Below are 16,112 nucleotides of genomic sequence, written 5' to 3'. Positions count from 1 at the left end.
ACAGACGTTAAATTAACTATGTCCACTTAAGATTCTTCGTTGCTCAGAATGACAAAACAAAAAAGGGGCACTTGTTTTCACAAGCGCCCCTTCAAAATTATAAATAGACTACTCCAGCCCGTCTTCTTTAAACTTAGCTAGTAATTCATCCAGATCAACTTCGGCAAATGAGGTTGATGAATCGGAGATACCGTAAGGGATAATTAGTTTGTTGTTATGCACTATCGAGCCACATGAATATAGTACGTTGGGCACGTAACCTTCGCGTTCATCGCTATTTGGAACAAGTAGTGGCTCTTTTAGACGGCCAATTTCAACTTCCGGGTCATCAAGCTTAAGTAAACTTGCACCCAAAACGTAACGGCGCATAGGGCCTACACCATGTGTAATTACCAACCATCCGTCCTTTGTTTCGATAGGCGAACCGCAGTTACCTATTTGTACGAACTCCCAGCTAAACTTCGGTTTTTGTAAGCTTTGCGGCTTTTCCCATATATTAATCTTGTCGGAATACATGATGTAATTGGTCCAGCCATCAATGCGAGAAATCATGGCATAGCGGCCATTTATTTTACGCGGGAACAATGCCAGGTTCTTGTTCTGCGCACCTGCACCGTACAATGGCATTATTTTGAAGTTATAAAAATCGCTTGTTTGCAATAGCTTCGGCATTATCAACGAGCCATCATAAGCTGTATAGGTAGCGTAATAAACAGATTCGCCATCATCATCAGTAAACTTCACAAAGCGCGCATCCTCTATACCCTTACGCTCATACTCCGAAATTGGGAAAATAACCCTGTCGGATATGTCGGTGTCCAGCGAGAAAACGATCTCATAATATGAGTCGGCAAGCCAAAGTATCTTGTCATACTCCAGCTTTTTCATATCATTCTCCTGTAAACGTTGCGAGTCTAATATTATTCTACGCAGGTTAGCATATTCAAAATGATGATCAAGTTTGCTTTCAAGCTCGCTTAGTATATCAATGTTGATTTGCGTAATGGCAGCCTTTTCAAAAAATAACTTTTTATTGTAAACGGCATTTCTGACAATTTCCGCCTCATCTATGTAGCTACCGGCTGGCTGAACTGTAATGTTGTTAAACTTATCTATAAGCGCACGGCGGAACGTAATAGAGGATATATGCCCCTCACCTACTGCTCTGAAGCTGATGATAACACGTCTTTGACCTTCTTCCAATTCGGTTTGATCCGGATCCTCAATAACAGATGGGTTGAAAAATGCGGCTGACTCGATTGAATACTCATGGGTAAAATATGAACCTATAAGTAGCTTGCGATTTACGGATAAGCTATCAAAATCGATACCCAGTTCTGCAAACAGCGGTTTAAGTTTGCTGCAATGCCTGTTTAATACGCGGGTTATATTACGGTGGCGTTTTGAATACTCCTGCAACAACGGCGAGATAATACCGAAAGCGGCATCTTCGCTGAGGCTCATAACACGTTGCAAAACTTCCTTTGCTCGATCGTTTCCGTTAAAAAAAAACCTGGCTATTACACGTTTCGGATCAGGATTTACTCTAATGGGTTTACGTTCTACAGATAATCTCATACCACAAAATTCTTTAATGCTTAACACCATTAAGCATGATTTGATTTGGATATTTTTATAAAATCTGTTTCAACAGCAATTGGCGGCAATTTCCATCTAAAGTCGCGTTATATGATGGACTACATCATATTTTTACGCTTAACCAGATATTCCTTTAATACACCGTTATAGCCCTGCTCAATATCCACATCAATGATATCTACACGATATTGGGCACATTTAAGCTGAAGCTCATGGCGATATTTTTGCAGAGCACTGATGTAACTTTCTCGGATTTGATTGGGTTGGATACGCAGCTCTTTGCCTGTTTCGATATCTACAAAATGATGCGGGCGATTGTCAAAATTAAAGTCGACTTCGTGCTGTTTGCTGGTGACGTTAAAAATAATCACCTCGTGCTTGCGATATTTAAGATGTTGTATGGCCGCGAAAAGACTGTTCATTTTTTCAGCATCAAGGCTGTTTTCCATCATATCACTAAACAAGATAACCATTGATCGCTGGTGTATCTCGCCTGCAATGTGATGCAATACCGGGGCAATGCTGGTAACTGCGTTTTGTTTAGGAGCGGCGTATGCCTTTTCGAGCTCGGCAAACAGGTAATACATATGTGCCGTGGTTGAGCGTGCCTGGCTCATCCAATCAACCTTATCTGCAAATAAACAGAGCCCAAAGGCATCACGCTGTTTTTTAAACAGATACATAAGCGATGCTATAGCGTAGATAGAAAATTGCAGCTTACTAATGCCCTGCCCGGGATAATTCATAGATGATGAAGTATCTAAAACCAAGTAGCAGCGCAGGTTGGTTTCTTCTTCAAATTGTTTTACAAAGAGCTTGTCGGTACGGGCAAAAAGTTTCCAGTCGATATTCTTTACAGATTCGCCATTGTTGTAAAGCCGGTGTTCGGCAAACTCAACCGAAAATCCGTGAAACGGGCTTTGGTGCAAGCCGGTTATAAAGCCTTCAACCACCTGCCCAGCAAACAATTCCAGGTTGGCCAGTTGCCGTAAATTCTGATCGTTACTTAGCTGCGCCATTTATGGTAAGTTAGCAATTAAAACCTCGTATAAAGTGCTAACTGGATAATATGGTTAATAGTATAACTGTTGGCCTGTTTGGTGTACTGGTTCATGTATCCGCTTTCGATATCAAAGGCCGGGCTTAACCTATACCCAAACGCTAAGTAAGCCCTGTTCTGATCAAAAAAGTGCTGATTTACCTTATCCTTATTCTGCACGTTAAAAAAGATCTCATCCTGCAAACCTACAAAAGGGCCTTGCTTAAAAACGGCATTCCCGTTGAATGGAATAACGGCCCTTGCAAAATAGCGGAAGCGTTGGGCAAAATAGCTATCGTTCGCATTATCCGCCGTGTTACCTAAAAATCGTTGCTCCAGCCTAAAGCGGTGTTGAAGCGTTGCACCTTTACCAAGTTTTTGGTTGATAATAAGCTGCTCCCAAATACGGCTCTCCGGCCTGAAGGTCGAAGCGCCGGTGTTTGTACGGCCATTGGTGGTAACATACGCATAGCCCAGGGCTACCATTTTATTACCATCGAAATAGTAATTTAAAGATGGGCGCACCAGGATGTTACGCAGGTAATCAAAGTGGTTAGCCGACCGGAACTGCGCGTCGAAAGAAATGCCCCACTTGTCCGAAAACTTTTGGGTATGAAATATGGCCCCCCAGCCCGAGAATTGATTTTGTTGTGCCCATATTTTGCATGGTGCAACCAGTGTAACCAATGCTGTTATTCGTAATATTTTTTTGATGCTCATAATTGGTTTGGTTGTATACAACCGGCTCTCTACCGGTTTGCCGGGGGCGCAGCAACAGGAAGAGATGATTATTTAAGTTTCTAAGATCGGCAAATTGAAACTAAAACAGACACCTTATGAGCTTTTATTTGCTGGTTAAACGTACTAAAAATCAGCACAGAGCTGATGAAATTAATCCTTAAACCTTACCAGGTTTTTGCGGCCAATATCATATAGCAACCTGAAAGCTTGCTGATTGCTGCTAAAGCCCGGCGTTTGATGCAGGCTTAACACAAATTGCCCGCGAAGCCCTCTGGCAATAAAAGGTGTATAAATAATATCCAAACGGTTATAGGTTTTCTTTTGATAGTAAGCATCACCGAAGATGATGTTATGCCCGTCGCCTTTGTAAAATTCATCAAACAGGGCAAAGCGTTTATAGCTTAAATAAGCATTGGCAACAAAGCCTTTAGGTTTTTGAAATCCATCAACTCCGCGTGTACGCTCTAATGAAAGCATACCCCCGGCTTCAATGCTCAACGAGTCGAGGAATGTTTTACGGCTCAGGTCGGCGCCAATTTTTACTTGTGCAGCACCGTTGTCCTGGATGTGATCATTAGGGATGGCTATTGCCGGGCCCGCATCATGCAGCAGGAAAAAGTAGTGCGACAAATAAAAAGGCCCGTTAAGTACCGGTTTATATTTCCCTGAAAAACCAAAAAGGAACTGCTCCCTATCGGTATTGGTTTGGCGGCTCACCCAGTCAATCCAAACGGTTTCGGTAACGTGCTCGTTTTTAAACCGCGTTAGTAAACCCTGTATGTTCGGCCTGTAATAACGCAGGGTATCATTTAACATTGCACGCGGGTAATCGGTAAGCAATCCTTCTCGGGAAAATGAGCCGGCATTAAACAACCAGTTTTTGCCCGTAAAGCTGTAGTAAATAACCGGATCAACATGCAGAAAGAATGGCTTACCCCCAAACTCGTGCAGCATGTTGGCTCCCACAATAAAGTGATTCATGCTGTCAAGGTTGAAGCCAACATCTAACGTGGTACGCACGCCCGAGTATGTGCGCGACCGTTGTACAAATTCCTTGTATTCGCGGTTATCAAAAAAGCCCATACCGTTAAAATGGAAGTCGACATTTTGGGCCATTGCGGCGCGGCTTAAAATGGTAAGTAATACTAATGCGTATATCTTTTTAATCATATGCAATAATTGCTAATCAACAATAACTTTTACAAATGGGCTGTTTTTGGCCCCGCTAAACGGATCGGTACGGATGGAAAATAGTACATGATACTCTCCCTTTTGCTCAGGAGCTTTAACACTTAGTTTTTCTGTTAGCACTTTGCCTGGCTCAAGTTTAATCTCATTAAAACCACCCTCAACAGGGGAAATGTAAACTATGTCCCGTTTCTTAAAAAAGCAAGCCTCCAGGTAAACTGCATGCTTGTAACCCGAGTTGGTAAAGTTAACATCGTACGGGTAAGGGTTGGTTATGGAAAGGTCAAAATGTATTATTTGCCCGGGGTGTGCTTTCACTTCCTTAGTATTGGCATCAATGGCTATTTTTTGATAGGTACGCGTATCATCAACCCAACCGCCATACCACTTACCCGCCCGGCAAACAATGCTGTCGGTGCTTAAACCCTGCTGCTTAATTTTCGATAAAAAATAAATGCGCTGATGCTGCAGGCTGTCTTCCATAGGCCATATGTCAAACATGGTTCGGCCGTAGCCTCGCGAGTCGTAAGCAAAGCCTTTCAGGCTGCGTGTGTAATAGCTATACTTTGATGGATTTTGGAAACCTTCATCCATCACAACAAAAGCATTCCCTGCCTTTGCATGAACCAGGTTTGCCCATTCATGAAACCCAAAATAGCTCTTAAGCGCTTCAACCTTGCGCAGAAATGGTAAGCCCGACATCAGCGCCAATCTTATAAAAACTACCACTATCACATTGATGATGGCCAGCTTACCAAGCCAACCCGGCGCGGCGTCTTTACGCGCAAGGCCTATCAGCACCAGGCAAACCAGTGGTATAAACGCAATCAAGGTATAGTGCGGCTGCACATTTACCTTTAATGTATTCAGCAAGAAAAAGCCAAAGATGCCTATGGCGTTTACCAACAATGCACGGGCGAATGCGTCGGTGATTTTAGCAGTAAAGCCTTTGTAAAATAAGTACCAGCTTATGAGTACGCCGCCTAATGCCAACTGTCCAGCCAGATACACAAGGCTGAATTCAAGATCGTACCCACCCCCTACCGAACGTTCGAACAACTGGTAATTAACCGCTGGGAAACCCCTATGCGCCTGCCAAAGTATATGCGGAACATACAGGGCAACGCCTGTAACCAGCGCCAGGTAAAAGGTTTTGCGGTTAAAAAGCTTTAGGTTTGATAGTATTGTAAACCCAATAAGCAGTACCCCATGATATTTGCTGTATAGCAGGCAAGCAGTAATGATCCCTATAATAATAGCAGTTTGCCATTTATCGTGTTGCAGATAACGCTGGTAGAAATAATAGAATAGCACTGCGAAGAAAAAAAGCGGCGCATCGGGCGTGCTGGTAAAGCCATAAACATGAAAAACCAATATGCCCGATACCAACAGTATAAACCACTTGCTGCTGACCTGGTAAGGCTTCACAACTAGCCAAAGCAACCAAATAGCTGCGCTGTTACTTAACACGGTAAGCAGGCGCAGGCCAAGCTCGTTATGCAAAAGTGTGTCACCTATTTTAATGAACAGCGCCACCATAGGTGGGTGGTAAAAGTAGCCCCAATCCAGCTTCTGGGCAAAAAGCCAGTAATAGGCTTCGTCGGCGTGCAGTTCAAGTGTGTAGGCTTGTAAGGCATTGAATATCGTCCAGCATAAAATGAAATACCATATCGGTTTATTTGATTGATTGATATGGCTTGCTGTAGTATCCTGCATTTACTTTTTTAGAATGTGCAAAGGTAAAATAAATGTGCATTACTGTTGGGTAGCCCCGCTTGTATAAGTAAAGCCGATTGTGAATATTTGATGCATGATAGAAACAGCTTTAGATATAATGCGCCAGCCGCGCCTTAAAATATTGGAAACGCTCGAGATCTTTAGCCTTGAACAATTAAACAAAATTCCCGAAGGGTTTAACAACAACATCATCTGGAACCTTGGTCATTTAATAGCCGCACAACAAGGCGTATGCTACAAACGCGCCGGACTTGACACATGGGTGGAAGACAGCTTTTTCCAGGCCTACAAACCAGATAGTCGCCCGAATAGCTCTGTGGACGAGAAAGGATTGGCACTCATAAAAATCTACCTTACCACAAGCCTTGATCAATTAAAGACAGATTACGACAACCAGATCTTTGCCAACTACCCAACCTGGACAACACGCTATGGCGTAACTATCGATAGCATTGATAAAGCAATTGCCTTTTTGCCGTTTCATGAAGGTTTGCATATTGGTTACATAATGGCGATGAGGAAGTTGGTTTGATGAATTGGTTGAAATTCGGGTTTAGACAATGTCATTGCGAAGAGCGCAGCGATGTGGCAATCTCATCGCGTTTAGATTGCCAGCGAAGAGATTGCCACGCTATCGCTCGCAATGACACAGCTAACAAAAAGACTGTTTATCAGCAAGTAAAGAGCATAAAACCAAAAAGCCCCGCAATGCGGGGCTTCCATATATAAAGGCTAATCTATAATGAATTAACCTCTTATCTTTTAAACTATACTCCTAACAATAATCTTGCAGGATCTTCCAAAAGCTGCTTAACACGTACAAGGAAGCTAACTGATTCGCGACCGTCGATAATACGGTGGTCATAAGATAAAGCAAGATACATCATCGGGCGTATAACCACCTGGCCGTTTACTGCAACCGGGCGCTCCACAATGTTGTGCATACCCAAAATGGCAGACTGCGGTGAATTAATGATTGGTGTAGACATCATTGAACCGAACACACCACCATTTGTAATGGTAAAGGTACCGCCGGTCATTTCGTCTATCGTCAGTTTGTTTTCGCGGGCTTTGCCGGCTAATACAACAATGGCTTTTTCAATTTCGGCCAGGGTCATGCTTTCCGCATTGCGAATAACCGGAACCACCAAACCTTTGGGTGCAGATACGGCGATAGAGATATCAGCAAAGTTGCTGTAAACAACCTCTTCGCCCTCAATACGTGCGCCAACAGCAGGCCACTCTTTCAATGCCTCGGTAACGGCTTTTGTGAAGAACGACATGAAGCCAAGGCCAACACCGTGTTTCTCTTTAAATTTATCTTTGTATTTGCCACGCAGCTCCATTATCGGCGACATATCTACCTCGTTAAACGTGGTAAGCATTGCAGTTTCGTTTTTAACAGCTACCAAACGTTTGGCAACCGTTTTACGTAACGACGACATTTTTTCGCGACGATCTGTACGTGAACCGGCAGGTGCAGCTGGTGAAGCAGGTGCCGTTGCAGGCTTTTGACTTTCAACTTTTGGCTTTTGACTTTGAGCCTGAGCGCTTAGCGCATCACCTTTGGTAATGCGGCCATCAACACCCGTACCACTAACGCCGGCAGGATCAACACCTTTTTCTGCTAATATCTTGGCAGCAGCAGGCGACGGTGTGCCCGATGCATAGGTTGTGCCTTTTGACGGAGAAGCTTGCGGCGACTCGTTAATAGCATCAGCAACATTACCAGCCGGTGCGTCGGCAGGTTTAGCAGGAGCAGCAGCGCTACCGCCTTCAATGGTGCAAACCACCGCGCCGATAGCAAGTGTATCACCTTCGGCAGCTATAGTTTTTAATGTACCTGCTTTTTCGGCAGTAAGTTCAAACGTAGCTTTATCAGATTCAAGTTCTGCAATGGCTTCATCCATCTCAACTGCTTCGCCGTCTTTTTTAATCCAGCGTGATAAAGTAACCTCTGTGATTGATTCGCCCACAGGTGGTACTTTTATTTCAAGTGATGAAGAACCGCCTTGCTCAGGTGCAGGGGCCGGTGCATTGGCAGGTGCTGCGGGGCTCTCCGCTTTTGCAGGCTCATCTTTAACAGCCACAGGTGCAGCAGGCGCTTTATCAGCAGTTGCGGCAGTTGCGCCACCTTCTTCAATTGTAGCTACTACAGCGCCAATAGCAAGGGTATCGCCTTCGGCAGCTGATATTTTCAAAGTTCCGGCTTTTTCGGCAGTAAGTTCAAAAGTTGCCTTATCAGATTCTAACTCGGCAATTACTTCATCCATCTCTACCTGGTCGCCGTCTTGCTTTTTCCAGGCCGATAAAGTTACTTCTGTAATAGATTCGCCTACCGGCGGAACTTTTATTTCTAAACTCATAGTTTTAGTAGTTGTAGTATTTGTTTTTGTGAGTGGAAAATTAAAGGTTAAAAGTTTAAAGTTCCAAGCCGAAGATTCATTTCCAATACTTTTGACTTTTTACTTTTTACTTTCTACTTAAAATCAATCCGCACCGGCATTCGCCATTTTTTCTGTTGTCTTGTCAATCGTCTCTTTAACCTTTTTGCCTGCAGGCGCCTCAAAAGCTTTTGCAACAATGTGTGCCTGTTGTGCAGCATGTTGTTTTGCAAAGCCGGTTGCTGTGCTGCTACCTTCTAAACGAGAAATAACGTTAAGTTTCAGGTATTCTTCGTTATGGAACTTGCGGCAAATGTATGGCCATGCGCCCATGTTTTCGGGCTCTTCCTGTACCCATATAAATTCGGAAGCCTTTTCGTACTTGGCTTTTACTTTTAATATTTGTTGTACCGGGGTTGGGTATAATTGCTCAACACGTACAATGGCAACATCCTTACGGTTGTCAACCTGTTGTTTCTCCAGTAAATCGTAATATATTTTACCGGTACATAACAGCACGCGTTTTACTTTTTTAGCATCTGCGTAATCATCATCAATCAATTCATGGAATTTGCCATTGGTAAAGTCCTCAATTGGCGATACGCATTTAGGGCTACGCAATAAGCTCTTCGGTGTAAAGATGATAAGCGGCTTGCGGAAATCGCGGTGCATTTGCCTCCTTAATATATGGAAGAAGTTTGCAGGTGTTGTGCAGTTAGCAACTTGAATATTATCATCAGCGCAAAGCTCAAGGAAACGCTCTACACGTGCCGATGAGTGCTCGGGGCCCTGGCCTTCATAACCATGCGGCAGTAACATCACCAAGCCATTACCACGCTGCCATTTAGTTTCGGCACTTGCAATGTATTGGTCAACAATAATTTGCGCACCGTTAAAGAAATCGCCGAATTGTGCTTCCCAAATAGTAAGCGCTTTAGGGTTAGCTAAGGCGTAGCCGTACTCAAAACCCAAAACACCATACTCCGATAACAGGGAGTTGTAAATAAATAATGGCGCTTCAGTTTCTATTGTTGATAGCGGTGTAAACTCGTTTTCAGAGTCAACCAGTGTCAATACAGCATGGCGGTGCGAAAACGTACCGCGCTTAACATCCTCGCCGCTTAAGCGTACAGGGTAACCTTCCTGTAACAGCGTACCGTATGCCAGTTGCTCGCCCATGGCCCAGTCAAACACTTTGGTGTTATTAACCATAGCCTTGCGGTCCTCAAACAACTTCTCAATTTTTTTGAAGAAAGCTTTACCCTCCGGCAGGTCGGTAATTTTGTTACCGATCTCGGCAATGGTTTCGGCACTTACAGATGTATCTACCTGCTTAATCAGTTCGCGGTGATTTGCTAAATGCAGGCCGCTCCATGCGCCCTCAAACATCGGGATGGTATCAGTAAACCTATCTGCAGCCTTCGCTTCATCAAGCATGGTTTGCAGCTCGGCACGGAAATCCTTTTCAAGGCTCTTTACATAAGCATCATCCACAGAACCCTCAGCTATCAGCTTTTTGCTGTATATCTGCAATGGGTTAGGGTGTGCCTCAATAGCTTTGTATAATACCGGCTGGGTAAACTTAGGCTCATCAGCCTCGTTGTGGCCGTAGCGGCGGTAGCAAAGTATATCTATAAAAACGTCCTCGTTAAACACCTGGCGATATTCCATTGCCAGGTTTATAACGTATGCTAAAGCTTCAACGTCATCGCCGTTTACGTGGAACACCGGCGATAGCACCGTTTTTGCAACGTCTGTACAATAGGTGCTTGAACGGGCGTCCTTGTAGTTAGTTGTAAAGCCAATCTGGTTATTAATAACAAGGTGTATGGTACCACCAGTGCGGTAACCATCAAGCTTTTCCATCTGCAACACCTCGTACACAATACCCTGGCCAGCTACAGAAGCATCACCATGTATTAGTATAGGGGCAATTTTTGAATGGTCGCCGTTGTATTTAAAATCAATTTTTGAACGGGTAATACCTTCAACAACCGGGTCAACCGCCTCCAGGTGCGATGGGTTAGGGCAAAGGCTCAGGTGAACAGTTTTGCCACCTTTGGTTTCGATATCTGTTGAATAACCCAGGTGGTATTTAACGTCGCCGCCAAATGGAGACTCCGAATCATAGTTTTTACCTTCAAATTCCGAGAACACCTCTTTATAGGTTTTCTCCATGATGTTGGTAAGCACGTTTAGGCGACCACGGTGTGCCATACCTATAATAAACTCCTGTATGCCCAGTTCCGATCCTTTGTGGATAACAGAATCAAGCGCTGGTATTAAGGCCTCGGCGCCTTCTAATGAGAAGCGCTTCTGACCCAGGAACTTTGTACCTAAAAAGTTTTCGAACACAACAGCCTCGTTCAATTTTGAAAGCATGGCTTTTTTGTGGTCGATAGAAAACTCGGGGGTGTTGCGTTTGCTTTCCATGCGATCCTCAAACCATTTCAGTTTGATAGGATTACGCAGGTAACGGTACTCGGCACCAATGGCGCGGCAGTATGTATCTTCAAGCAATTGGTGAATATCACGTAGTTTGGCAGGGCCTAAGCCTACCTCAACACCTGCATTAAAAACAGTATCCAGATCGGCATTGCTTAAGCCAAAAGTTTCAAGCTCTTTACCAGGGAAATACTTGCGACGCTCGCGCACCGGGTTGGTTTTTGAAAATAAATGGCCACGTGTGCGGTAGCCATTAATCATATTCATTACGTTTATCTCCTTCAATAAATTTTCGGGAGTTGCAGAAGGCGCAGCGCCGGCGTTAGCAGCCTGGCTGCCCTTGCCAAAATCAAAGCCTTCAAAAAATTTTTGCCAGCCGTAATCTACAGATTCGGGGTCTTGTTGATATTCTTCGTATAAAGAACTGATGTAGTCTGCGTTTCCGCTATTTATATAATTGAGGCGATCCATGAGAAATCGGTGTTTAAAACGGGACAAAATTAAGCATTATTAGCGCAAAAAGCCTAAATTATATGTTATAACTTTTTGCCCGTGCAATGGTTTTAGCAAACATTTAATGCTTTGGCTAATGTATTGCTATTCACTTGGGTTTACAAAGCTTTGTTTGCATTATTTGCAGCGTGACTTGCTTTTAGGATATCACCGTGGCAAATTACATTGCAACAGGAAAACGAAAGAGGTATAGCTATATTGTTTTAAGATGCTGCAACAGTAGCCGGCAGCCAGGTATCAATATATTCGCCTTTGGTATCGAGCTGATCGGTTGCTTTGGCACTGTTAAAATAGCGGCTGCTTTTTGTATCGTTACCTACCCCTGCAATATAGGCCCAATTGCCCCAGTTGCTGGCCGGCGAATAGTCTATCAGCTTTTGTTCAAAATATAAGGCGCCGCGTGTCCAGTCAACCTTTAAATCATTGGTAAGGTAATTAGCAACTGCCTGTCTGCTAAAGCTGTTTATAAAGCCTGTTGCGTTAAGCTCGTGCATGGCTGCATCTATATAAGGCACGCCTGTTTGGCCGTTTTTCCATTTATCAAATAAGTCATCCTGGTTTTCGGCAAGGTTTGGCGCCTGCGCATTAAAACCCTCCGACCGGAAAAACTTTTGTCCGTGCTTTTTAAACATAAATCTGAAGTAGTCGCGCAGCAACAACTCCAATATCATAGGTTCGGCGTTGTAAGCTGGATGCTCGCGCTGAAAGTTGACAGCCTCCCAGTAAACCTGTCTTGGCGATAAGCAACCTAAAGCCAACCAGGGCGATAACCCCGACGCAGGTGCTACGCGGCCACCTTTACCGCCACCGTTTTGTGCATTACACTCCAAATATTGTTTAAGCCTTTCCAGGGCTTCGGTTTCCCCACCTTTAAATTGCATTACTGCCCGAGGATCGTCAACAGGCTCGGTGATATCCAAATCTGCAAGGGTAGGAATTGCGCCGGCGTCAGTAATTAAGGGCGTAGAAATATGCCCGGGGTTTAATAAGAATGGCCTTACGTTACTGTCACGCTCAACCTTCTTTTTAAAAGTTACAAAGCTATCTGGTATGTCTTTTATCGGAAAAGGAAGATCCTCCTTATGGTACATGGTATGGCCAATGAAATGCTTTAAGTTCAGCTTCATCTTCCATAATGCCGCTTCAACCTTCTCAGAGATATTGGTCTCGTCGGGCGCTACTTCCCGGTGGTGATAAACTTCGCTTACATGATATTGCTCGGCAAGCTGAGGTAAAATCTCAGCCGGGTCGCCGGTGCGTATCAGCAGATCGCCACCTAAATTTTGCAGACTTTTTTTCAGATCATCAACGCTTTCTAAAAGAAAGCGGGCACGGAAACTTCCGGTTTTTGGCATGCCGGAAGCATCAGGAGTAAAATAAAACGGGTCAAATATATAAACGGGCAATGCATGGTCGGCACGACGAACGGCCTCAGATAATATCTCATTATCATGTATCCGCAAATCATTTCTAAACCAAACCAGTATTGTTTTATTACTCATATGAACAACTAATCTACCCCTTATTTAGATTAATTACAAAAATGGCAATTATTTGTGACCTAAACCGTACCGGCTAACATATTTGACACCTTTTAAACATTTGTTAAAACAATACAACATGCGCCTTTTCCGTTTATGCCTAAAATGCAGTGTTTTATAACACAAACATGATAAAAGCACGTTTATTAAACGGTAACTTTATATCAAATCAAATTATTATGACCAGTACAGAAAGCATCCAAATAGCCTATATAGATTTTGTATTGACTGAAGGTGAGCAACCAAAATCGGTTTATATTTTTGCCAAGAAAAACGCCATGCCCGAGGATGAGTTTTACCGCTACTTCGGTTCATTTGATGCGGTTGAGCAAAGCATTTGGAAAGATTTGGCTACCAAAACCATTACCGAGATAAAAATCCAGGAAGTTTGGGGGCAATATTCGGCTAGGGAAAAGGCTTTGTCGTTCTTCTACAGCTTTTTTGAATTACTAAAAAGCAACCGCAGTTTTGCTGGTTACAGCCTTAAAAACCATGCTCGCACACTTGGTTCGCCAAAAGTATTGGAAGGGCTGCGTGAAGTATTTGAAAACTTTGCTCAGGAGATTTTAAACGAAGGTATTGAGACTACGGAGATAAGCGACCGTAAGTTTTTCAGCAAGCGTTATAAGGATGCGCTATGGATCCAGTTTGGCTTTGTGCTTAACTTTTGGATAAACGATGGCTCGGCCGGGTTCGAAAAAACCGATGAGGCGATAGAAAAAGGTGTAAATGTAACGTTCGATCTTTTCCAGCGCTCCCCTATCGACAACCTTTTTGACTATGGGAAGTTTCTGGCTAAGAACAGCGGCTTTGCAGAGAAGGTTAAGTTTTAATGCATTCCCTTGTCCAACTAACAACCGATAAAGAACTTGAGCGAAAACATTTCCGGGACCAAAGCAGCGCATAATATCGTCGACCTGAAAGGCAAAGCCGTTATATTTGATATGGACGGCACCCTTGTTGATAACACGCCGTTTCATTACCGGGCTTGGGTTGACCTTTTTAAAAAGCACAACCTACCGCATCTGGAGCGCGAAACTTACTTAGCCGAAATAAGCGGCGTGCCAATAGCCAATACGGTATCAAAATACTTTGGCAATGACCGTGATAAAGCTTTTATAACGGCATTAGTTGAAGAGAAACAGCATCTTTATCAATTGGCCTTTAAACCGCACTTAAAACCCGTACCCGGGCTGATTAGCTTTTTAGCAAATCTGAAAAAAGCCGGATTAAAAATTGCGTTGGCTACTTCCTCAAGCATAGATGATGTTGATTTTATTTTTGATGGCATACCGATGCGCCAATATTTTGATGAATTGGTAACGGGTAATATGGTTAGCCAGCCCAAACCTTCGCCGCAGATATTTTTAAAGGCAGCCGAGTTACTTAAAGCATCGCCCGATGATTGTATTTGTATTTGAAGATTCTAAGTCGGGATTAAAGGCTGGGCGCAACGCAGGTATGAAAGTTGTAGGCATAACAACTGCCAATCCGGCAAGTGTGGTTGCCGCAATGGCCGATATGGTTATTGATGATTATGCAGCCATCACCGTTGCGCAACTGGCAAAATTATTTTACAAATAACAATGAGCGAAAATACAGCTAACGAACAAAATAGTATACCTACAAGCAAAGTTGAACGCAGCGCAAAGTTTGTAAAAACAGGCTTTAAAATAGGTGGCAACTATATAAAACATTATTCTAAAAAATTATTCAATCCTGAGCTCGACCGCTCGGAACTTAATGAAGATAACGCTACAGACATTTACCAGTCGTTAAGTGAACTGAAGGGTAGCGCACTTAAAGTAGCTCAAATGCTCAGCATGGATAAAAACCTGCTGCCACAGGCTTATGTAGACAAGTTTACGCAATCGCAATACAATGCGCCGCCGTTATCGGGGCCACTTATTGTGCAAACCTTTAAGAAATACTTCGGCAAAAACCCCGATCAGATCTACGATAAATTCAATATCCGATCAACCAACGCGGCCTCTATTGGGCAGGTGCACCAGGCCGAGCTTAACGGAAAAAAACTGGCTGTTAAAATACAATACCCCGGCGTAGGCGATTCTATTTCGTCGGACCTAAAACTGATAAAGCCATTTGCCTTCCGTATGTTGGGCATGAGCGAAAAAGAACTGGATATTTATATGCGTGAGGTTGAAGAACGCCTGCTCGAGGAAACTGATTATGAACTTGAGGTGCGCCGCTCTATTGAGTTTAGCGAGGCCTGCGCGGTACTTAATAATGTTGTATTTCCGCACTATTATCCCGAGCTCTCCAGCAAGCGTATCATTACCATGGACTGGCTGGAAGGCAAACACCTGCGCGAGTTTTTGGCAACCAATCCTTCACAGGAACTGCGCAACCAGATAGGCCAGGCACTTTGGGACTTTTACAATTTCCAGCAGCATGAAATGCGCGCCGTACATGCCGACCCCCACCCGGGCAATTTCATGATTACCGACGACGGCAACCTTGGCGCCATTGATTTTGGCTGCATTAAAGTGATGCCCGATGATTTTTACTACCCGTTCTTCGCACTTACCTCAACAGATTTATTCGACAGTAAAGAGGATACGATAAAAGCCTTCCGCGAGTTGGAAATGATCCTACCAAGTGATACGCCCGCACAAGTGGAGTTTTACTACACCATGTTTAAGCAGATGATTGGCTTGTTTGCCAAACCTTATATTACAGATCATTTTGATTTTGGCCAAAAAGCTTTCTTTGACGAGCTGTTTGCCTTTGGTGATAAAATTTCCAAAATGCCCGAATTTAAACAGGCGCGTGGCGTTAAACACTTCATTTATGTAAACCGCACCAATTTTGGTTTATATAATATATTGCATGAGTTAAAGGCTGTTGTTAAAACAGATACTTATAAGCCGCATGTATTAGAAGAGGTGTAAGCGATAGGCCGAT

The 16,112-nt window shown here is 43.6% G+C and carries 13 protein-coding genes; 5 read left to right on the top strand and 8 right to left on the bottom strand.

What is annotated here, in order from left to right:
* Positions 1-108 precede the first annotated feature (108 nt).
* The 5 genes from FPZ43_RS13065 to FPZ43_RS13045 form a co-directional block, all read right to left on the bottom strand.
* Positions 109-1,578: a glycoside hydrolase family 130 protein gene (locus tag FPZ43_RS13065; protein ID WP_146382374.1), complete on the bottom strand. Its 1,470-nt coding sequence runs from the start codon at positions 1,576-1,578 to the stop codon at positions 109-111.
* Positions 1,579-1,697: 119 nt separating this feature from the next.
* The gene (locus tag FPZ43_RS13060; protein WP_146382373.1) at positions 1,698-2,618 is read right to left on the bottom strand and encodes a DUF58 domain-containing protein; all 921 of its coding nucleotides are present in this window, start codon (positions 2,616-2,618) and stop codon (positions 1,698-1,700) included.
* Between the two features lie 17 nt (positions 2,619-2,635).
* Positions 2,636-3,358, bottom strand: a complete 723-nt coding sequence (locus FPZ43_RS13055; protein WP_146382372.1) for a DUF2490 domain-containing protein — start codon at positions 3,356-3,358, stop codon at positions 2,636-2,638.
* A 171-nt stretch (positions 3,359-3,529) separates the two neighbouring features.
* Positions 3,530-4,549 (bottom strand): hypothetical protein, encoded by a 1,020-nt coding sequence (locus FPZ43_RS13050; RefSeq protein ID WP_146382371.1) that lies wholly within the window; start codon positions 4,547-4,549, stop codon positions 3,530-3,532.
* A gap of 12 nt (positions 4,550-4,561) precedes the next feature.
* Positions 4,562-6,283: an ArnT family glycosyltransferase gene (locus FPZ43_RS13045; RefSeq protein WP_146382370.1), complete on the bottom strand. Its 1,722-nt coding sequence runs from the start codon at positions 6,281-6,283 to the stop codon at positions 4,562-4,564.
* Positions 6,284-6,377: 94 nt separating this feature from the next.
* Here FPZ43_RS13045 and FPZ43_RS13040 point away from each other — a divergent pair, with 94 nt between their 5' ends.
* Positions 6,378-6,836 carry a DinB family protein gene (locus tag FPZ43_RS13040; RefSeq protein WP_261381086.1) on the top strand — a complete coding sequence of 153 codons (459 nt, stop codon included), beginning with the start codon at positions 6,378-6,380 and terminating at the stop codon, positions 6,834-6,836.
* Between the two features lie 235 nt (positions 6,837-7,071).
* Here FPZ43_RS13040 and odhB read toward each other — a convergent pair whose 3' ends face one another.
* The 3 genes from odhB to FPZ43_RS13025 form a co-directional block, all read right to left on the bottom strand.
* Positions 7,072-8,670, bottom strand: a complete 1,599-nt coding sequence (gene odhB / locus FPZ43_RS13035) for a 2-oxoglutarate dehydrogenase complex dihydrolipoyllysine-residue succinyltransferase (RefSeq protein WP_146382369.1) — start codon at positions 8,668-8,670, stop codon at positions 7,072-7,074.
* 123 nt (positions 8,671-8,793) lie between these two features.
* On the bottom strand, positions 8,794-11,604 hold the full coding sequence (locus FPZ43_RS13030; protein WP_146382368.1) for a 2-oxoglutarate dehydrogenase E1 component: 2,811 nt from the start codon (positions 11,602-11,604) through the stop codon (positions 8,794-8,796).
* Positions 11,605-11,849: 245 nt separating this feature from the next.
* A complete protein-coding gene (locus tag FPZ43_RS13025; RefSeq protein WP_146382367.1) occupies positions 11,850-13,148 on the bottom strand; it encodes a DASH family cryptochrome in 1,299 nt (432 codons plus the stop codon).
* A 218-nt stretch (positions 13,149-13,366) separates the two neighbouring features.
* Here FPZ43_RS13025 and FPZ43_RS13020 point away from each other — a divergent pair, with 218 nt between their 5' ends.
* The 4 genes from FPZ43_RS13020 to FPZ43_RS13005 are packed head-to-tail and all read left to right on the top strand — an operon-like array spanning position 13,367 to position 16,099.
* Positions 13,367-14,020, top strand: coding sequence for a TetR family transcriptional regulator C-terminal domain-containing protein (locus FPZ43_RS13020; RefSeq protein ID WP_146382366.1), 654 nt, complete (start codon positions 13,367-13,369; stop codon positions 14,018-14,020).
* 36 nt (positions 14,021-14,056) lie between these two features.
* Positions 14,057-14,608, top strand: coding sequence for an HAD family hydrolase (locus tag FPZ43_RS13015; RefSeq protein ID WP_146382365.1), 552 nt, complete (start codon positions 14,057-14,059; stop codon positions 14,606-14,608).
* The gene (locus FPZ43_RS13010; protein ID WP_146382364.1) at positions 14,589-14,771 is read left to right on the top strand and encodes an HAD family hydrolase; all 183 of its coding nucleotides are present in this window, start codon (positions 14,589-14,591) and stop codon (positions 14,769-14,771) included. Before FPZ43_RS13015 ends, FPZ43_RS13010 begins: the two co-directional genes overlap by 20 nt.
* A gap of 2 nt (positions 14,772-14,773) precedes the next feature.
* Positions 14,774-16,099: an ABC1 kinase family protein gene (locus FPZ43_RS13005; protein ID WP_146382363.1), complete on the top strand. Its 1,326-nt coding sequence runs from the start codon at positions 14,774-14,776 to the stop codon at positions 16,097-16,099.
* Positions 16,100-16,112 lie beyond the last annotated feature (13 nt).

Source organism: Mucilaginibacter pallidiroseus, assembly GCF_007846085.1.
GTDB lineage: Bacteria > Bacteroidota > Bacteroidia > Sphingobacteriales > Sphingobacteriaceae > Mucilaginibacter > Mucilaginibacter pallidiroseus.
The sequence above is the reverse complement of the archived record's forward strand: the minus strand, read 5'-3'. Positions and strand labels throughout refer to the sequence as shown.